Source organism: Streptomyces sp. 17_S59, assembly GCF_056930295.1.
On the sequence record NZ_JBXOWD010000001.1, the window covers coordinates 2,953,296 to 2,972,201 of the forward strand.

12 protein-coding genes and 1 pseudogene are annotated in these 18,906 nt (G+C 72.8%); 6 read left to right on the forward strand and 7 right to left on the reverse strand.

Annotated elements, in window-relative coordinates; translation table 11 throughout:
- Positions 1-35 precede the first annotated feature (35 nt).
- On the forward strand, positions 36-2,093 hold the full coding sequence (locus tag AC1Z4A_RS13060) for a restriction endonuclease (RefSeq protein ID WP_483678488.1): 2,058 nt from the start codon (positions 36-38) through the stop codon (positions 2,091-2,093).
- 74 nt (positions 2,094-2,167) lie between these two features.
- Positions 2,168-4,102 (forward strand): DNA helicase RecQ, encoded by a 1,935-nt coding sequence (gene recQ / locus AC1Z4A_RS13065; RefSeq protein ID WP_483678491.1) that lies wholly within the window; start codon positions 2,168-2,170, stop codon positions 4,100-4,102.
- On the opposite strand, the gene AC1Z4A_RS13070 is transcribed toward recQ, so the two are convergent.
- The gene (locus tag AC1Z4A_RS13070; protein WP_483678493.1) at positions 4,047-5,195 is read right to left on the reverse strand and encodes a questin oxidase family protein; all 1,149 of its coding nucleotides are present in this window, start codon (positions 5,193-5,195) and stop codon (positions 4,047-4,049) included. The two genes, recQ and AC1Z4A_RS13070, sit on opposite strands and share 56 nt — an antisense overlap.
- Positions 5,196-5,263: 68 nt before the next feature.
- On the opposite strand from AC1Z4A_RS13070, the gene AC1Z4A_RS13075 reads away from it, so the two are divergent.
- Positions 5,264-5,812 carry a MarR family winged helix-turn-helix transcriptional regulator gene (locus AC1Z4A_RS13075; RefSeq protein ID WP_483678495.1) on the forward strand — a complete coding sequence of 183 codons (549 nt, stop codon included), beginning with the start codon at positions 5,264-5,266 and terminating at the stop codon, positions 5,810-5,812.
- Positions 5,813-5,829: 17 nt separating this feature from the next.
- Here AC1Z4A_RS13075 and AC1Z4A_RS13080 read toward each other — a convergent pair.
- From AC1Z4A_RS13080 to AC1Z4A_RS13095, 4 genes and pseudogenes are all read right to left on the reverse strand, one after another.
- Positions 5,830-6,432: pseudogene (locus AC1Z4A_RS13080) on the reverse strand (class F sortase); the annotation flags it as partial.
- Positions 6,433-6,633: 201 nt separating this feature from the next.
- The gene (locus tag AC1Z4A_RS13085) at positions 6,634-7,239 is read right to left on the reverse strand and encodes a hypothetical protein (RefSeq protein WP_483678497.1); all 606 of its coding nucleotides are present in this window, start codon (positions 7,237-7,239) and stop codon (positions 6,634-6,636) included.
- Between the two features lie 275 nt (positions 7,240-7,514).
- Complete coding sequence (locus tag AC1Z4A_RS13090; protein WP_483678499.1) at positions 7,515-9,455, reverse strand: MFS transporter; 1,941 nt, start codon at positions 9,453-9,455, stop codon at positions 7,515-7,517.
- 180 nt (positions 9,456-9,635) lie between these two features.
- On the reverse strand, positions 9,636-12,170 hold the full coding sequence (locus AC1Z4A_RS13095) for a D-alanyl-D-alanine carboxypeptidase (RefSeq protein ID WP_483678501.1): 2,535 nt from the start codon (positions 12,168-12,170) through the stop codon (positions 9,636-9,638).
- A gap of 235 nt (positions 12,171-12,405) precedes the next feature.
- Between AC1Z4A_RS13095 and AC1Z4A_RS13100 the strand changes: the two genes are divergently transcribed.
- The 3 genes from AC1Z4A_RS13100 to AC1Z4A_RS13110 all read left to right on the forward strand — a co-directional run bounded on the left by AC1Z4A_RS13100 (position 12,406) and on the right by AC1Z4A_RS13110 (position 14,820).
- The gene (locus AC1Z4A_RS13100; protein WP_483678503.1) at positions 12,406-13,203 is read left to right on the forward strand and encodes a GOLPH3/VPS74 family protein; all 798 of its coding nucleotides are present in this window, start codon (positions 12,406-12,408) and stop codon (positions 13,201-13,203) included.
- 362 nt (positions 13,204-13,565) lie between these two features.
- Entirely contained in the window at positions 13,566-14,432 is an 867-nt protein-coding gene (locus AC1Z4A_RS13105) for a helix-turn-helix domain-containing protein (protein WP_483683583.1), read from the forward strand.
- Positions 14,433-14,616: 184 nt separating this feature from the next.
- Positions 14,617-14,820, forward strand: a complete 204-nt coding sequence (locus AC1Z4A_RS13110) for a DUF397 domain-containing protein (RefSeq protein ID WP_483678505.1) — start codon at positions 14,617-14,619, stop codon at positions 14,818-14,820.
- A gap of 88 nt (positions 14,821-14,908) precedes the next feature.
- On the opposite strand, the gene AC1Z4A_RS13115 is transcribed toward AC1Z4A_RS13110, so the two are convergent.
- Complete coding sequence (locus AC1Z4A_RS13115) at positions 14,909-16,099, reverse strand: DUF8017 domain-containing protein (protein ID WP_483678506.1); 1,191 nt, start codon at positions 16,097-16,099, stop codon at positions 14,909-14,911.
- A 107-nt stretch (positions 16,100-16,206) separates the two neighbouring features.
- Positions 16,207-18,819: a bifunctional FO biosynthesis protein CofGH gene (locus tag AC1Z4A_RS13120; protein WP_483678508.1), complete on the reverse strand. Its 2,613-nt coding sequence runs from the start codon at positions 18,817-18,819 to the stop codon at positions 16,207-16,209.
- Positions 18,820-18,906: the final 87 nt, after the last annotated feature.

An 18,906-nucleotide genomic window follows, 5' to 3' on the forward strand; every position in this document is an offset into this window, starting at 1 on the left:
GCCGGCTGTGTCTCGGGGGGAGGGCATGAATCCGGATGAGCCGCCGCTCCAGTGGACTGATGGGCATATGGGCCGAGGCGCAGCGCCAGCAGCAGCGCCAGCAGGAGGCCCGGCAGCGGGCGTTGGCGCAGCAGCAGCGCGAGCAGGAACGGCAGCAGCGCGCGCACGAGCGGGACCTGGCGCGCCAGGACCGCGAACGGCGCCAGGCGTACCGGCAGGCGCGCGAGGCCGAGGCGCGCCGGCGCACGGAGGAGCTGGACGCGCGGATGGCGGCGCTGGAGGGCCTGCTGGTCGCCGGGTGCGGGGCGCCGGGCTTCCGGACGAGCGCGCTGGAGCGGCCCGAGCGGCTGGAGCCGTTCAACCCCGGCCACCTGGGGCAGCCGGTGCCCGTGCCGGACCCTAACTCCTACCGCGGCTTCGGCAACCGCGCGCAGTACGAGCACGACCTGCACGCCGCCCGGTCCGCCGAGGCGCAGCGGCAGCAGCAGCTGGCGGCCTACCGGCAGCAGTACGACCAGTGGGCCGAGGCCGCGCTCGCGGACGTCCGGCGGCACAACGCCGGCATCGGCGAGATGGTCGCCGCGCTGCGCGAGGGGGACCCGGACGCCGTGGTGGAGTACTTCTCCGCCGCGCTCTACGCCTCCACCGCCTGGCCGGACGAGTTCCCGCACCAGATAGCCGCCGCCTACGACCCCGGCGCCCGGCAGCTCGTCCTCGACTGGGAGCTGCCCGGCTTCGACGTCGTCCCCGAGATCAAGTCGGTGCGGTACATGCCGACGGCGGACGAGGAGAAGGAGACGGCCCGGCCCGTCACCCAGCGCCGGAGCGCCTACCGGGACGTGCTGGCGCAGTGCGTGCTGCTGGCGGTGCGCGAGCTGTTCGCGGCCGACGAGTTCGGGATCCTGGAGTCCGTCGCACTCAACGGCTTCGTCGACGACCACGACCCGGCCACCGGGCACCGCGCGCAGATCGTCCTGGCCTCGGTGACGGTGGGCCGGTCCGTCTTCTCGGGCCTGCGCCTGGAGCAGGTCAGCGCGGTCGACTGCCTCGCCGACGGCCTCGGCGGGCAGCTGTCCGCCCGGCCCGACCAGCTCGCCGCCGTCCGCCCGGGACGGGTGCCGGGCGACGTCGGGCGCGGGGTGGTCTCCCACGGCGGCGGTGACGACCCGGACCTGTTCGAGATGGACCCCATCGAGTTCGAGGAGCTGGTCGCCGAGCTGTTCCGGGCGCGCGGCATGCGGGCGGTGATGACCACCCGCTCCAACGACGGCGGCGTGGACGTCGAGGCCCTGGACCCCGACCCGATCAGCGGCGGCCGGATCATCGTGCAGGTCAAGCGGTACCGGAAGACGGTGCCGCCGACCGCCGTGCGCGACCTGTACGGCACGGTGCAGGGCGCGGGGGCCAACAAGGGGGTGCTGGTGACGACCTCCGGGTTCGGCCCGGGGTCGTACGCCTTCGCCAACGGCAAGCCGCTGACGCTCGTCTCCGGCGAGGAGCTGGTGGACCTGCTGGCCCAGCACGGGCTGCGCGGCCGGCTCGGCGGCGGGGCGCCGCGTACGGCCCGGGGTGGTGGCCAGTCGGCGTCCTCCGGTGAGGACCGGCCCGAGACCCACAACGTGCTGGGCATGTCCTGGTCCGGCCGGGTCGCCCTCGACGTGTGCGCCCTGGTCTGCGACGGCGACCGGGTCCTCAGCGACGATCACTTCGTCTTCTACAACAACCCCCGCACCCCCGACGGCTCCGTCCGGTCGCTGGAGCCCACCCTCACCGACAAGGCCGCGCTGCGCGTCGCCTTCGAGGAGCTGCCGGCCGCCGCCGACCGGCTGGTGCTGGTCGCGGCCATAGACCCGGAGGTCGATCCGGAGGCGGACCTCGCGCAGTTCACCGACGCCCGGCTCCGCCTCGCCGACGCCTCCGGCGCGGAGCTGGGGCAGCTGGAGGTCTCGGACGGGCGGCCCGGCGAGACCGCGCTGGTGCTGGGCTCCTTCCGGCGGCGGGCGAGCGGCGACTGGGACTTCGTGATCGGCGGACGGGGGTACGCCGGGGGCCTGGAGGCGCTGGTGCAGGAGTACGGGATCGAGGTGGCTTGATCATCTCGCCTCGTCCGGCGGCCGGTTGTCCACAGGCGCCCATGGCCGCCGCTCGCGGCTCATAGACTTTGTGAATGGCCGATACCGCAGAGACCCTCCAGGAGCCGAGCGACGCCCTGCGCTGCCTGCGGCGCGTCTTCGGTTACGACGCGTTCCGCGGCGATCAGGAAGAGATCATCGAGCATGTCGCCGGCGGCGGCGACGCGCTCGTCCTGATGCCGACCGGTGGCGGCAAGTCGCTGTGCTACCAGATCCCCGCGCTCGTCAGACCCGGGGTCGGCGTGGTGGTCTCGCCGCTGATCGCGCTCATGCAGGACCAGGTCGACGCGCTGCGCGCGCTCGGCGTGCGGGCCGGCTTCCTGAACTCCACGCAGGACCTCGACGAACGCCGCATGGTGGAGGCCGAGTTCCTCGCGGGCGAGCTGGACCTGCTCTACCTGGCGCCCGAGCGGCTGCGCGTGGAGGCCACGCTGCGGCTGCTCGACCGGGGCAAGATCTCGCTCTTCGCCATCGACGAGGCGCACTGCGTGGCCCAGTGGGGCCACGACTTCCGGCCCGACTACCTGGCCCTGTCCGCCCTGCACGAGCGCTGGCCGGACGTGCCGCGCATCGCGCTGACCGCGACGGCCACGGACGCGACGCGCAGGGAGATCGCGGCACGGCTGAACCTGGGCGGGGCCCGGCACTTCGTCGCCAGCTTCGACCGCCCCAACATCCAGTACCGCATCGCGCCCAAGAACGACCCGCGGAAGCAGCTGCTGGAGCTGCTGCGCACCGAGCACGCGGGCGAGGCAGGCGTCGTCTACTGCCTGTCCCGCAAGGGCGTCGAGGACACCGCGGCGTTCCTGGCGCAGCACGGCGTCGAGGCCCTGCCGTACCACGCGGGGCTCGACGCGGCGACGCGCGCCGCCAACCAGTCGCGGTTCCTGCGCGAGGACGGCATCGTCATGGTGGCCACCATCGCCTTCGGCATGGGCATCGACAAGCCGGACGTGCGCTTCGTCGCCCACCTCGACCTGCCGAAGTCCGTCGAGGGCTACTACCAGGAGACCGGCCGCGCCGGGCGCGACGGCCTGCCGTCGACGGCCTGGCTGGCGTACGGGCTCCAGGACGTGGTCCAGCAGCGCAAGATGATCGACGGCTCGGAGGGCGACGACGCCCACCGCCGCCGGCTCGCCGCCCACCTGGAGTCGATGCTGGCGCTGTGCGAGACGGTCGAGTGCCGCCGGGTGCAGCTGCTCGCCTACTTCGGCCAGCAGAGCGCGGCGTGCGGCAACTGCGACACCTGTCTGACGCCGCCCACCACGTGGGACGGCACGATCGCCGCGCAGAAGTTCCTGTCCGCGGTGTTCCGGCTGGCCCGGGAGCGGCGGCAGAAGTTCGGCGCGGGGCAGATCATCGACATCCTGCTGGGCAAGAAGACCGCGAAGGTCATCCAGTTCGACCACGACGCCCTGTCCGTCTTCGGCATCGGCACGGAGCTGTCGATGGCCGAATGGCGCGGTGTGGTACGGCAGTTGCTGGCGCAGGGCCTGCTGGCGGTGGAGGGCGACTTCGGCACGCTCGTGCTGACCGAGACCAGCGGTGACGTGCTCGGCTCGCGGCGCCAGGTGATGCTGCGCCGCGAGCCGGAGAAGCCCGCCCGGTCCGCGAAGGGCGCGCGGGGCGAAGGTGCCGCGAAGTCCGGCAAGCGCTCCGCGCCCGCCGCCGATCTGCCCGAGGCGGCGGTCCCGGTCTTCGAGGAGCTGCGCGCCTGGCGGGCGGCGACCGCGCGCGAACAGGGCGTACCGGCCTATGTGATCTTCCACGACGCCACGCTGAGGGAGATCGCCACGGCGCTGCCGGGCGACCTCGATCAGCTGTCGTCGGTCGGCGGCGTCGGCGAGAGCAAGCTGGCCAAGTACGGGCAGCCCATCCTCGACGTGCTGTCGGGGATCGCGGCGGCCGCCGAGTTCACTGCGTCGGCTGCAGAGACCGCCGCGCAGACCCCCGGGGCCGCCTCGGCTTGATGCGCTGCTGTGCGGTCAGGGCGGCCGCCGCGTAGCGGGGGTCGGGGCGCAGCGTGTGCTCGCGCCGGCAGGCCTCGGTGAATTTGAGGACGTGCTCGTCGCCGTGCTCCACGGCCCGGGCGACGAGTTCGTCGAAGGGCGGCAGCTCGCCCTCCGCCTCGGCCGCCTCCCGGGCCGCGCCGGCCTCGCCGCCCCGGTGCTCGGTGAAGGCCAGCAGCAGCGCGGTGTGCACGTGCCAGAGCGCGGCCAGGCTCGGCTCGTGCAGCTCGGCGGGCAGGTGCGGCAGCACCAGCCGGACCGCGGCCGGGGCGGTCACGGCGTGGATGAGGGGAACGGCGAAGATCTCCGGGTGGCCGGTGTAGACGCCCGCGAACTCGGTCGTCATCTCGCTGAGCAGCCACTGGGTACGGCCCTCGGGGGCCGGGGCGAGCGCGTCGAGCGCCTCGGTGTAGCCCGGGAGTTCGCCCAGGTGCGCCAGCCGGTACCCGGCCGCGGCCCGGCCGCGCCGCTCGCCGGAGTGGGGCGTGCGGGGCAGCGCGGCCACGGCGGCCGCGAGGTCGTGCGTGCCGCGCATGCGGACCTCGCCGGGGAGGTGGGCGAAGCGGGCGGCCCAGTAGGCCATTCCCCTGGCGAGTTCGGTCAGCTGGGCCGGGGTGGGCCCGGGGGTGGCGGCGAGGGAGCGCACGGCGTGGGCGGTGCGGATCGTTCCGTGGGTCAGGCCCGCGAGCATGCCGGGCAGCAGCCGGGGCCACCAGCAGGCGAGCACGTCACGCCAGGGGGCTTCGGCGAGTTCGCGCCGGAAGAGCGCCTCCCAGTCGCCCGCCCGGGAGAAGTCGCCGAGCGCGGGGCGCCAGGAGGACGCATCGGCGGGGTCGAGGGCGAAGCGCGGTGCGGGCACCTCGTGGTGGGGCATGGCGGTGCGGTAGCCCTCGACCCAGGCGGCGACCTGGTCGCCGTGGCCGAGGGCGGCGAGGGCTTCGGCGCCCATCGGGCCGTGGTTGGCGAGGTCGGCGCCGGCGCCGCGCTCGTATCCCAGGTCGTCCAGGCGCTCCAGCGCGTCGTTGACGGCGTCCCGATAACCGGTGGCAGGCATGGGTGTCCCCTTGTCCAGAGTTCGGATTCCAGAATGGTTTGGATATACGAAGCATCTAGACTCGGAGTATGCCGCATGCCGCAGAGCCCGGGGAACACCGGCTCCCCACCCCCGAGGAGACCGAGGTCACGGGCCTCGTCCCGCTCATCTCGCCGTACTTCCGCCAGGCCGTCGCCGACATGCCAGACCGGCTGCGCGCGGTCTTCGACGCCAACGGGCTCACGGCCCGGCACGGCGCGGTGCTGCCGCAGCTGCTGGCCGAGGAGCCGCTGGCCGTGAGCGAGCTGGCGCGCCGCATGCGGCTGTCGCTGTCGACGGTGAGCGAACTGGTCGGCGCACTGAGCCGGGCCGGGCTGGTCGAGCGGCGCGAGGACCCGGCGAACCGCCGCCGGACGCTCGTGGTCATCGCGGACGCCTACCGGCCGGCCGTGGAGGTGTTCATCGCCCTGCGCTGCGGGCCGCTGCTGCGGGCGCTCGACAGCCTGTCGCCGCGCGACCGCGCGGGCTTCGTCGCCGGGCTCGCGGCATGGGCGCGGGAAGCGGAGGCCCAGTCGGCGGGCGCGGGCCGCTCCCGGGCCCGGTCCGCCCGGTCCGCCCGGCCCGTCCGCGCCTGCTGAAACACCTGCGGCGGCTGCCGCACGCCCGCGAGGTGGGCGTAGACGACCACGTTCCCGAGGTAGGCGTCGGCCTCCTGCGAGAAGCCGCCGCCACAGGTGATCACCCGCAGCTCGGCCCGCTGCGAGGCCCCGTACACCTTCGCCGACGGGAAGTCCGCCCGGTCGTACACCTCGACGGCGTCGACGGCGAAGACGGCGGTGCGGCCGTCCGCGCGCGCCAGCTCCACCTCGTGCCCCTTCTTCAGGGCGCCGAGCCGGTAGAAGACCGCCGGGCCGCTCTCGGTGTCGACGTGCCCGGCGACGACCGCGGTGCCCGCGGAGCCGGGCGGGGTGCCGTCCGCGTACCAGCCCGCCAGGTTGCCGTCCGCCTCCGGCGGGCTGGCGAGGGTCTCGTCGGACAGCAGGCCGAGGGGCGCCAGCGGCGCGTCGACCCCGATGGCCGGTATCCGGATGCGCGTGGGCACGGCGGGGGGCAGCGGCGGCACGGCCCGCTCGTCGCGGGGCCCGCCCAGGAGCGCCTCGGCCGGGGAGGGCTGCGGGGGCGGCTCCTGATCCTTCGCGCCGCGCTCGATCAGCCAGCTGCCCGCCAGCAGCGCGGCCGCGAGCACCGCGGCGAGCACGGCCCGGCGGCGGGCCTCGGCCCGGGCAGTGCCACGGCCGGCACCCGGGCGGCGCGGGCCCGGGCCGTACGGCCCGTGGCACCGGCACGTCCCCGCGCCCCGCAGGGAGGCCCTCGCCAGACGGCCGTCCCCGGGCCCCGGGCGCCAGGTGCGCGCCCGGGGGCCGAGGGGCGGACCGGCCCGCACCGGGACGTCCCGCGGTCAGGCGCGGTCGTCGCCGCGGCGGCGCAGGAACCAGGCGCCCGCACCGATCGCGGCGGCCAGCACGGTCGCCCCGGCCACGATCTCGGCCGTGCCGGAGTTCTCGCTCGTACCGCCGAAACCGGTCTTCATGCCGCCCTTGGGAGGCTTGGCCGACATGCTCGGCATCATCGACATGCCGGGCGTCATCGACATGCTCGGCATCATGCTCGGCATGGCGGAGGCGGGCATCGTGGACGAGGCGCCCGAGCCCTTGCCGACCATCACGTCGCCGGCGGCCTCCTTGCCGTCGTCGCACTTGGCGCCGATGCCGTACGTACCGGGCTTGGCCGAGTCGGGGATCTTGAACTCGCCGGCCACGACCTCCTTGCCCGCGCCGGGCTTGAGTTCGAACGAGGCGGGCCCGCCCACCGCGCTGGCGTCGCCCGTGGCATGGCCCTGCGGGCCGCACGCAGAGGTGTTCACCGTGACCGTCTCGCCCGGCTGGACCCGGGCCGGGCTGATGTCCAGCTTCCCGAAGCCCCCGTCGGCGAGCGCGGGGGCGCTCCACAGGCCGAGCGCGGTTATGGTCACCGCCGTCCCGGTGAGCACTCGTGCAGTACGCATGCTTCCTCCGTGAGCGCGGACGCGGGCACTCCGATGTGCCACGGCAGGAGTCGGGATTCCGCGCTCCTCACTGCCGAGCGAAACCGCCCCGCGGGTGACCCGCACCCCGGCGGCCCCTCGTCCCGGGGGCCGGGAACGCCCCCGGTCGGGGCCGAATGGGCAGGTCATGCCGGGTGGGGCGAGATCGTCCGGCCCGCCGCCCCGGATATGGCGAACGGGTGACCGGAGGACTACTCCCGGTCACCCGTTCGACGGTTCTCCCTCCGGAGCCCGGCTCACTCCGCCAGGTCGTCCGGACAGCCCGTACCCCGCGGCAGCTTGTACGGCGAGGCGATGCGGTACGTCCCGGGGCGCGGCGCGCGCAGCAGCGTCCAGTCGTCCTCCGGCTCACCGTCCTTCGTCGCGGGCTGCACCTGCTTCGTCAGACAGCCGTTGACGTTGACCGGCGGCTCGCCGTGCGGGCCGCCCTTCGGCGGCTGGATGGGCCTGCCCCGGTCGTCGACCAGCGCCAGCCACGGCGAGTACGGGATGCGGACGCGCACCACGCCCGCGGACTGCACGGTGATCGTCAGCCGGTCGGCGTCCACGCGCTCCACCGTCCCCGGGAGCTCGGCCAGCGGGGTCGGGTCCTTCACCTCGTACAGCCGCCAGTTGCTGTCGGACCACACCTCGCGCAGATACGGCTGCCCCTCGCCGACCAGCTTGGCCTCGGCGACGGCCGCCTTGTCGGGCTCGCCCATCGGCAGCACCACGTAGTGCACCGCCCAGCGGCTGAGCCAGGTGCGGTAGCTGGCGGGGGACAGCAGGCCGTCCTCATAGAAGAGGGGGTTCCGCTCCCGGTCCGCCTGCCGGTTCCAGCCGCGTGCCAGGTTCACGTAGGGGGCCAGCGCGGAGGCCTCGCGGTGGCTGCGGGCCGGTACGACCTCGACGCGGCCGTGCGCGGCGTCCACCTTCTGGAGCCGGTCCACCAGGGGCGCCAGCTCGCGCGCCCAGGAGGCGGCGGGAGTGGTGTGCACGATGTCGCTGACGGAGTTGGCGGTCTGCCAGGCGGTGACGGTCACCACGGCGAGGGCGGTGAGGCCCCAGGCCCGGACCGGGCTGCCCGCCCGGGCGGCCGCGACGGGCGCCCTGACCGACTGCCACAGCTCCGGCCACAGCTGGGACCACTTCTCCGGCCGCCCCAGCTCCGTCATCGCGGCGACCAGCACCACACCGCCGAAGACCATGCCGAGCCGGGAGATGTTCGTACCGATCTGGGACGGAATGAGCCAGACCAGCAGCACGCCGAGGACGTACACCCCCGACACGATCCGGACCGTCCGCCACGACCTGGGCGTGAACAGCACGCCGGCGAGCCCCATGATCAGCGGCAGGATCGCCGACACGAACTCCATCGGCTGCTGCCCCGAGAACGGGAACAGCCACGCCGACAGCGCCACCACCAGCACCGGCGTCAGACCCAGCGCATAGGCCGCCGGACGCCGCCTGCTCAGCCACAGGGCGGCCGCGACGACGCCCACGAACAGGCCCGCGACCGGGCTGGAGGCCGTGGCGAGCCCCGCCATGACCGCGGCCAGCACGGCCCGTCCCCAGCGGTACTTGCGCTCCGCGCGCCACCGCGCGGGCCAGGCGAAGACCGCCGCCACCGCCGCGAGCCCGAACATCGTGCCGAGCCCGAACGTCACCCGTCCCGATATCGCGTTGCAGGTCAGTGCGAACGTGCCGTAGAGGGCGGGCCACAGCGGGCGCGTCACCGCCCGGCTGCGCACGAGCAGCAGCGCGATCAGTCCGGCCGAGATGGTCCCGGCGATCATCATCGTGCTGCGCACACCCAGCAGGGCCATGAGGTACGGCGAGATGACGCTGTACGAGACCGGGTGCATGCCTCCGTACCAGGCGAGGTTGTACGCCGAGGACGGGTGCTGGAGCGCGAACTCCGCCCAGGCGTCCTGGGCGGCGAGGTCGCCGCCGCTGTTGGCGAACAGCCAGAACCAGAGCATGTGCAGCACCGCCGCCACGAAGAGGGTGACGGCGACGGTCCCGGTCAGCGCCGCGTACCGGCCGCGGCGCCGGTGGTCCGGCTTGAGCGCCCAGGAGGGACGCCGCCAGCCGGGCCTCCCGCCCCTGCCGGCCCCTGCCGGCCTGCTGCCGCCGCCCTCTCGGCTCGGCTCGTCCGGCTGCGGCTGTCCGGCCCGCGCCGGGTCCACGGTGGTCACTGCGGCTCTCCCCGTCTTCCCCCTGAGGTCGTCTCCTCCCCCATCTTCACGCATGCTCGGAGCGATGCGCACAAACCCCGCGACGCTAACACGCCACTTGCGCGGGGGCCCGCGCGCGAAGGCTCCTGTGCCGTACGTGTACAGAACAGGAGCCCCCGCCTCCGGTCATCGGCCCGGGCCTCAGCCCAGGCGCGTCAGCTTCGCCCCGAAAGACGGCTCGGCCAGGGCCTTCTGGAGCGTCACCGGAACCTTGATCTCACCGGTGCCCCCACCCACGGACAAGTAGCCGATCTCGGCGCCGGCCTTCGCCGTGTGCGGGACGGTCTTGTCCTTGGCGACGAGCTTCAGGTCGACCTTGAGGCCGGGCCAGCCGGCCACGGTCAGGTCCTTGGCCGCGACGACCGGGGTCGCGCCGCCGAGGCCGTCGTCGACGTGGCCGACGACGTCGCCCTTCTTCACGACGGTGCCGGTGGTCAGCGACTTGCCCGTCGCCAGGATGAGCTGCTTGCTGTAGTCGGTGGCGGTGTCGATGATCGGGCTCTTGTGCTGCCCGAAGACCGCGCCGATGATCAGCTGCGTGGAGTCGCCGACCTTCTTCTCGGCGGCGAAGAGCAGATTGCCTCCGGCCTTGGTCGTGGAACCGGTCTTGATGCCGACGACGCCGAACGCCGGGACGAGCTTGTTGAAGTTCCGCTGCGTCTTCTGGTACGCCTCGCGGCTGCTCGACCCGGAGGCCGTCGTGGAGCTGTACTGGGTCGCCTTGGAGATCTCCCGGAAAACCGGATCCTGCATCGCCTTCTTGCCCAGCTTCACCTGGTCCTCGGCCGTGCTGACGGTGGTCTCCATGAGACCGCTGGCGTCGGTGTAGGTGGTGTTCGTCATGCCGAACTCCTTGGCGGTGTCGTTCATCTTCTTGATGAACGCCTCCTCGGAGCCGGCGTCCCAGCGGGCGAGCAGCCGCGCGACGTTGTTCGCGGACGGCAGCATGACGGCTTCCAGGGCCTCTTTCTCGGAGATCTTCTGCCCCTTGTGCACCTCGACGACCGACTCGTTCTCCTTGTCGCCGTTGACGAAGTCGTCCTCCGCCTTCTGGTCGACGTCGATCATCTGCCCGTTGTCACCCTTCTTCAGAGGGTGGTCGCGCAGGATGAGATACGTGGTCATCACCTTGGCCACACTGCCGATGGGGAGCGGCTTCATCTCGCCGTACGAGCCGACCCGGCCGAGCCCGTCGACGTCCACGATCGCCTGGCCCTCCGTGGGCCAGGGCAGGGACGGGGCGGCGCCGTCGAAGGTGAAGGACGACTTGCCGGCGAGCGCGAGCTTCGGGTCGGGCAGCGGGCGGAACGCCTGGACCACCACGAAGACGATCACGAGGAGCGCCACCAGCGGCGTCCAGATCTTCACGCGGCGCAGGGCCGTGCGCATCGGGGTCGGCGCCGGCGGAGGCGTGTTCGTCAGCTGCGCCAGCAGGTCCAGCGGCGCGGCGGGCGGCGCGGCCGCCCCGGCGGCGCCCGGCTTGCCCGGGAACGGGGTCTGCTTGGTCTCCTCCGCGCCCGCGGGGGCCGCGGGGGTCTTCGGGGGCGTGACCGAGACCGGGATGGCGGGCTTGCCCGCACCCGGCTTGGCGGCCTCGGGCTTCGCGGTGCCCGGCGTGGCGGTGCCCGGCGTGGCAGCCGGGGCCCCGTCCTTCTTCAGCGGGACGAACTGGCTCGGGCGCTCCGGCTTGGCGGGCGGCGGGGGCGGCGCCTTGAGCAGCTCGGTCGGCTGGTCGGCGGACGCGCTCCCGGCGGGCTTGCGGGCATCGGCCTTGGCATCGGCTCCGGGGGCGCCCGCCTTGGGGCGCACGGTCCCGAAGGCGGCGGTCGCCTGGTGGGCGGCGGGCTTGTCGGCGGCTTTGGCGTCCGCCTTCTCGTCCGCCGCCTTGTCCTGGTTCGGGCGCACGGTCTTGAACACCGCGGTCGCCCGGTCGACGGGAGCAGCGGGCTTCTTCGCGCCGCCGTCGGCAGGGTTGGCCGCGCCCTCGCCCTTCGGGGCGGCACTGGGCTTCTCGTCGGCGCTCGGAGTCACGGCCTTGAACACAGCCGTCGCCCGGTCGACAGGAGCATCGGCAGGCTTCTTCGAGCCACCGTCGGCGGCGGTCTCCGCCTTGGGCTCGTCCTTCGCCCCGTCGTCCTCGCCGTCACCGGCCACCCACGCGGCCACGGCCGCCTTCAGCCGGGCGTCGCCGCCGGACACGATGGACGAGATGTCCTTCCCGGCCCCGGCCGCAGGCGTCCGCTTTGCATTCGCATCGGCAGCGTCGCCCTTCTCGGCGCCCGCCTCGGCGGCTGTCTCCGCGTCAGTTCCGGAACCGGACCGCGGGTCGGTCTTCGTGCCGGTCTTCACGTCCGTCTTCACGTCCGTCTTCGCGGCCGGCTTTGCGTCCGGCTTTGCGTCCGGCTTCTCATCCGTCCGTGCGCCGTCCCCGTCGGCAGCCTCCTTGGGCCGTACGGGCCGGAAAACGGCCGTGGAGCGGTCCGCCGTACGCCCCTCGGGGGCATCCGTGTCCGCGTCCCCCTCCGGGCCCTCAGGGGCCGAAACCGCCGCGCTCTTCGAAGCCGACGGCGCCGGCTCCGCCGCCCGGGCGACACTGAGCCTGGGGTCACGTTCGCTGCCAGCCGTCTCCCCCGACGACTTACGCTGCTCCGACTTGTCGGGGGACTCGCCCGCCACCGATGCCTCCTCGAATTTCCGCTGACCGAATGCGTCAACCGACTAACCGGTTACCAGTGTCCTCTGCCGATGTCCCGCCATCGTGTGACGGCACCGTCAAAGAGCCTCGTCCGGCTTCACCCACGTGCAAGACGAGACGACATACCTACCGGTTCCCACCCGAAGCCACCACGCACTCTCGACAGACCAATGTGAGAGGGGTCACCCTGTCACTCATCCACGCGGGGAGGCATGGATGGGCAGGAGCCGCAGAACAATTCCGGAGGAGCTTCTGCTGCTCGCCCTGGACCCGGCCACGGGTACCACGGCGCAGCCGCAGTCGCTCGACCTCGGTCTCGCCGGAGCCCAGCTGGTAGAGCTGGCTCTGGCCGGACGGATAGCCCCAGACGGGGATCGTATCGCCGTGGTCCATCCGCGGCCGACAGGAGATCCGACCCTGGACACCGCGCTCGAACTGCTGCGACGCCGCGGCAGCCCGGTGCGGGCCGTCCACTGGATCGGCGGGCCCCGCCTGGGGCTGCGTCAGACGTATCTCACGCACCTGGAGCGGTGCGGCATGGTGCATGCCGTGGCCGGTCAGATGTGCGGGGTACTGCCGACCACCCGCTACCAGGCGACGGACACGGCCATCAGCCGGGAGATCAGGGCCCGGCTGGACAGCGCGATCCGCACCGGCGTGCCGCCGGACCCGCGGACCGCGGCGCTCGCCGCCCTGGCCCACGCGGTCGGGCTCGGCAAGCACCTCTACCCGGGCAACGAAGGCCGGTCCTCGCGCTCGAGGCTCCGGGACCTGATCAGGCACGACCCGATGGGCGGTCTCGTCGCGCACGCCGTGCTGGACGTGCAGAACGGCGCCGCCGCACAGCCCCGGCGGGCCCCCGCCGGAGCCGGCTCGGGAGGCAGCGGCGGTGCAGCGGGGCGCCGTACGGCCGCAGTCAGGCCCTCGGCCGAGACGGCCGTGGTGGCCGTGTCGCCCTCGGGACGGCCGACGACCCACCGCCATGGCGTCATGGCGCGCGCGGGCGCCTCGTGAAACGGTTCGGCTACCGAGAGCAACGAGGCGTGCGGACGCACCGACTCACACGCCCGTAAGCACCACCGGCACCACAACCCGCACCACCCTCCGCTCCGACGAACGCACCGCAGCCCCCAGGGCCCGGTCCGGGAGCCGCAGCAGCGCGCGGGGCGGCGGGCCGCACCGTCCCGGACGGCGCGCGGCCCGCCGCCCGTGCGCGCGGCGCCTTGCCACCTGCTGGTAACTAGCAGGTACTTGCGGACAAGTCCCATGACCCGTAAACGGACTTGGTGTAAGCATTTTCCAGCGCCGCCCCGGCCGGTGGTGGCAGGCTGCGGAGCCAGGAGAACAGCAGCATGACGGAGCCGGAGGTGCGTCCCGTGGCGTCCAGTGTCAACCCCACCGTAAGGCGACGCCGATTGGGGCAGGAGCTTCGCAAGCTCCGCGAACTCAAGGGCATGACAGCCGAAGAGGTGGCCGAGCGGCTACTGGTCTCGCAATCGAAGATCAGCCGCCTGGAGAACGGCCGCCGCAGCATCAGTCAGCGCGATGTCCGCGATCTGTGCAGCGTGTACGGGGTCGAGGACCACCGCATCGTCGATTCCCTGATGCAGATGGCCAAGGAGTCGCGCCAGCAGGGCTGGTGGCACGCGTTCGGCGATATCCCGTACAGCGTTTACATCGGCCTGGAGACCGATGCCGCGTCCTTGCGCGTGTACGAGGCCTCGCTCGTTCCGGGGCTGCTGCAGACGCCGAACTACGCGAGCGCCGTGACCGAGGGATCGTGGCCGGAAGCCACGGCGTCGGACGTCGAAAGGCGCGTCCAAGTGCGCATGCGGCGCCAGGAACGCATCACCGACGCGGAGAATCCCCTGCGGCTGTGGGCGGTCATCGACGAGTCGGCGCTGCGGCGCATCGTCGGCAGCAATGCCATCATGCGCGAACAGATGGAACATCTGGTGGAGTTCAGCCTCCAGCCGCACATTACCGTGCAGGTGCTGCCGTATGCCGTGGGAGCACATCCCGGCATGTACGGCAAATTCTCCATTCTGGAATTCCACGACCCGCAGGACGCCAGCACGGTCTATCTGGAGGGGATCACCAGCGACCTCTACCTGGAGAAGCCGAATGACGTCCAGGCGTACAGCGTGATGTACGAGCATTTGCGAATGCAGGCGTTGAACGCGGAGGACTCGCGGCGGTTCATCCTCCGGGTCGCCGAGGACTGGGCGAGGGGCGAGGACTGAGGCGGACGGCCCGTCGGCCGGAGGAGGCGGAACGGTACACCTCTCCCCGCCCCGCGGGAAGAGGTGCAAGGAACATCCCATCCGGTCGAGTGAACGCCCCGTTCATCAGGTGATGTTGGCGCGTAACGTCGATCGCACCTCGGGAAACCGGCGTTGTGATCAGACGATACCCATCGGAGTAATCATGGCAATTCAGCAGGGAAAGACCACCTGGCGGAAGTCCTCGCACTCGCTGGCCAACGGCGACTGCGTGGAGGTCGCATCCCCGCTTCCCCAGTCCATCGCGGTCCGTGACTCCAAGGACCCGCAGGGACCGGCCCTCGCCTTCACCCCGGAGGCGTGGTCCTCGTTCGTGGCGACCGTCGACAGCGCCGTTCACGCGCTCTGACCGAGCGCCGTCTTCCCCGCGCAGAGCCCTCTCGCCGGTCCCCCGTCCCCGGCCGAGAGGGCTCCGTTGCACCTCCGATCAGGCGAGGTCAGGCACCCGGCTTCTTCGCGGGGCGGACCGTGTTCATGATCTTGTCGATCTGGTCCGGCGTGAGGGCGTTGGGCACGCCCTGGTCGGCGTAGATCAGCCAGCCGTGGAAGGTGCCGTCCGGCAGCTTCTGGGCGATGCTCTTCACGATCGCCGTGGGCGGCACGCAGTCGCTGGCGCGGTTGGCGATGGTGACCTTGGCGGTGGCGGTGTAGCCCTCGATGCCGTTGTGGTTCCACGGCGTGGCGTCGCTGACCTCGATCTTCGGCTTGTTGCTCAGGCCGCCGTAGGCGAAGACGCCCCAGTTGCCCGCCCAGTTGCGGGCGTTCTCCTGGAGGCTGCCGTCCCTGCCGCCGCCGGTCGTGCCGACCGTGGCGAGCTGGCCCTTGCCCGCCTCGCCCATCGAGTTGGGGTTGGGGTTCGAGGCACAGCCGCCCTCGTGGAAGTTGGCCGTGGCGCGCATGGTGACCTGCAGCTTGCCGTTCTCGCTGTACCCGACCATCGTGTCCGGCGGGAAGAGCTTCCACTGCTCGCTCTGGGCCGGGACGGCGTACGAGAAGTTGTGCTCGTCGCTCTTCTGCGTCTGCCAGCCGGCGGGCGCGGCCTGGTCGCCCGAGGGGGCCGAGCCGCCGTTGGCGGCCTCGGGAGCGGCGGACTGCTGCCCCGGCTGGGCCGGTGCGGCCGACGCCTTGCCGGTGCCGCCGGCCTTGTCGGTCTTCTTGTCGTCCCCGCCCTTGAGCAGGAAGAACGCACCGCCGCCGAGGACGGCCAGTGCCACGACGCCACCGACGACGGCGAGCAGCGTCTTGTTCTTGCCGCCCCCGCCGCCGGGCGCCGGAACGGGCGCCGCAGCCGGGGCGGGCGCCGTCCAGGCACCCGGCGGCGGGGGCGGCGGCAGCGGGGAACCGCCCGGCGGCGGGGGCGGGGGCGGCGGCACCGCAGCGCCGGCAGGCGGCTGCACGGCGGGCTGGGCGAAGACCGTCGGCTGGGCGTGGGCACCGGCGTTCGGCGCCTGCGGCGGGGCGGCCGGCAGCTGCACCGCCGGCTGGTCGATCGCGGTGGGCTGGGCATGCCCGGCGCCGTTCGGGCCCCACGCGGGAGCCTGCCCGAAGCCGCCCTGCGGCATGGGGCTCTGGGGCGGCTGCCCCGGATGGGGCTGCTGGGGCTGCTGAGGGTTCTGGGGCCAAGACATGCGGAACACCCTATGCGCGGTCTGTCGCCGCCCGATCGGGGCCAGGCGACAGATCGGCAACACTTGTACGGATTCCGCTCGCGCGAACCGTTCTCTCAGCGTTCCCCTCAGCCGTTGTCCAGGACCGGCAGCAGCTCCGGCAGGTGCCCGTCCGAGGCGAGCGCCGCCTGCTGACGGTCCGCCGGGACCTCCCCGTACAGGGTCGTGCGCGCCCGCGCCGGCCGCCCCGCCGCCTCCGCTATCGCGACGAGGTCCTGGATGGAGCGGTACGAGCCGTACGAGGAGCCCGCCATGCGGGAGATGGTCTCCTCCATCAGCGTGCCGCCCAGGTCGTTGGCGCCCGAGCGGAGCATCTCGGCCGCGCCCTCGGTGCCCAGCTTGACCCAGCTCGTCTGGATATTGGTGATATACGGGTGGAGCAGCAGCCGGGCCATCGCCGTGACCGCGCGGTTGTCCCGCATCGTGGGCCCGGGGCGGGCGATGCCCGCCAGGTACACGGGGGCGTTGGTGTGGATGAAGGGGAGGGTGACGAACTCGGTGAAACCGCCCACGTTTTTGGACAATGCGGCCTGCTGGATCTCCGCGAGCAGCCGCAGATGCCCCAGCCAGTGGCGGGGCTGGTCCACATGCCCGTACATCATCGTGGAGGAGGAGCGGACGCCCAGCTCGTGCGCCGTCTTCACGACCTCGATCCAGGTGGCCGTGGGCAGCTTGCCCTTGGTGAGCACCCAGCGGACCTCGTCGTCCAGGATCTCCGCGGCCGTGCCCGGGATGGAGTCGAGCCCGGCCTCCTTGGCGGCGGTCAGCCACTCGCGGGTCGACATCCCCGTGCGCGTCGCGCCGTTGACGACCTCCATCGGCGAGAAGGCGTGCACGTGCATGCCCGGGACGCGCTCCTTGACCGCCCGGGCGATGTCGAAGTAGGCCGTCCCCGGCAGATCGGGGTGGATGCCGCCCTGCATGCACACCTCGACCGCGCCGACCTCCCACGCCTGCTGGGCGCGGTCGGCGACCTGCTCGAGCGAGAGCGTGAAGGCGTCGGCGTCGGTGCGCCGCTGGGCGAAGGCGCAGAAGCGGCAGCCGGTGTAGCAGACGTTGGTGAAGTTGATGTTCCGGGTGACGATGTAGGTGACGTCGTCGCCCACCGTCGCCCGCCGCAGCTCGTCGGCGATCCCGCACAGCGCGTCGAGCGCCGGGCCGTCGGCGTGCAGCAGGGCGAGCGCCTGGCCGTCCGTCAGCCGCGTCGGGTCGTCGGCGGCCTGCTTCAGGGCCTCGCGCACGTCGCCGTCGATGCGCTCGGGGGCCATGCCGGGCGCCGCGGCCTCGCGCAGGGCGGCCCAGTCGCCGTACACCTCGTCGAAGTCGTCGCGCCGGTCGGCGGTGCGGCCCTCGGTGTCGATGGTGCGGTGCAGCTCCGTGCGGCCGGTGGGGACGAACACCTCCTCGGGCTCCTGCCAGGGGCGTCCCGTCACCACGGCGTCCTCGCGCGCCAGGCCCGTCTCCGGGTCGGCCAGCGCGCCGACGTGCGGCATGATGCGCGGGTCCAGCCAGGGCTCGCCGCGCAGCACGAACTCCGGGTAGACGGCGAGGCGTTCCTTCAGCCGGAAGCCCGCGGCGGCGGAGCGCTCGGCGAGTTCCTCGATCTGCGGCCAGGGGCGTTCGGGGTTGACGTGGTCGGGAGTGATCGGGGAGACGCCGCCCCAGTCGTCGATGCCGGCACCGATGAGCCGCGCGTACTCGTCGTCCACCAGGTTCGGCGGCGCCTGGAGGCAGCCGGAGGGGCCCATGATGTGCCGGGCGACGGCGACGGTGGCGACCAGGTCGTCGAGGGTCGCGTCCGGCATCCGGCGCATGGCCGTGTCCGACTTGGCGCGGAAGTTCTGGATGATCAGTTCCTGGATGCCGTGGTAGGCGCGGGAGACGCGGCGCAGCGCGAACAGCGACTCGGCGCGCTCCTCGGGCGTCTCCCCGATCCCGATCAGGAGTCCGCTGGTGAGGGGAACGGAGCTGCGGCCCGCGTCCTCCAGGTGGCGCAGGCGGACGGCGGGCTCCTTGTCGGGCGAGCCGTGGTGCGGCATGCCCGGCTCGCTCCACAGCCGCTGGGACGTGGTCTCGAGCATCAGCCCCATGGAGGGCGACACCGGCTTGAGGCGCTGGAAGTCCGTCCAGGTCATGACGCCCGGATTGAGGTGGGGCAGCAGCCCCGTCTCCTCCAGGATGCGGATCGAGACGGCGCGGACGTACGCGATGGTGTCGTCGTAGCCGTGGGCGTCCAGCCACTCGCGGGCCTCGGGCCAGCGGTCCTCGGGCTTGTCGCCGAGGGTGATCAGGGCTTCCTTGCAGCCCAGCGCGGCACCGCGGCGGGCGATGTCCAGCACTTCGTCCGGGGACATGAACATCCCCTGGCCCGCGCGGCGGAGCTTGCCGGGGACGGTGGCGAAGGTGCAGTAGTGGCACTTGTCGCGGCAGAGGCGGGTGAGCGGGATGAAGACGCTCTTCGAGTAGGTGATGACGCCGGGCCGCCCCGCGGCCTCCAGACCGGCGTCGCGCACCCGGGCCGCGGAGGCGCACAGGTCCACGAGGTCGTCACCGCGCGCCCGGAGCAGGACGGCCGCCTCGGCGACGTCGAGCGCAACGCCGTCACGGGCTCTTTTGAGCGCGCGGCGCATGGCGTTGGCAGTCGGGGCTGACGGCTCGGGTCGGGGCGCGCTCGAAGTCATTGTCCGAGCATACGAGCGGATGCCGGGAGCGCCAGGGAGCGGAACGGACAGGTCCGTGTGCCTCTCGTCACGTCATACGGAGGCCGC

Coding starts and splice junctions, on each gene's coding strand:
- AC1Z4A_RS13060 (WP_483678488.1), top strand. CDS start 36: ATGAGCCGCCGCTCCAGTGGACTGATGGGCATATGGGCCGAGGCGCAG.
- recQ (WP_483678491.1), top strand. CDS start 2,168: ATGGCCGATACCGCAGAGACCCTCCAGGAGCCGAGCGACGCCCTGCGC.
- AC1Z4A_RS13070 (WP_483678493.1), bottom strand. CDS start 5,195: ATGCCTGCCACCGGTTATCGGGACGCCGTCAACGACGCGCTGGAGCGC.
- AC1Z4A_RS13075 (WP_483678495.1), top strand. CDS start 5,264: ATGCCGCATGCCGCAGAGCCCGGGGAACACCGGCTCCCCACCCCCGAG.
- AC1Z4A_RS13085 (WP_483678497.1), bottom strand. CDS start 7,239: ATGCGTACTGCACGAGTGCTCACCGGGACGGCGGTGACCATAACCGCG.
- AC1Z4A_RS13100 (WP_483678503.1), top strand. CDS start 12,406: ATGGGCAGGAGCCGCAGAACAATTCCGGAGGAGCTTCTGCTGCTCGCC.
- AC1Z4A_RS13110 (WP_483678505.1), top strand. CDS start 14,617: ATGGCAATTCAGCAGGGAAAGACCACCTGGCGGAAGTCCTCGCACTCG.
- AC1Z4A_RS13115 (WP_483678506.1), bottom strand. CDS start 16,099: ATGTCTTGGCCCCAGAACCCTCAGCAGCCCCAGCAGCCCCATCCGGGG.
- AC1Z4A_RS13120 (WP_483678508.1), bottom strand. CDS start 18,819: ATGACTTCGAGCGCGCCCCGACCCGAGCCGTCAGCCCCGACTGCCAAC.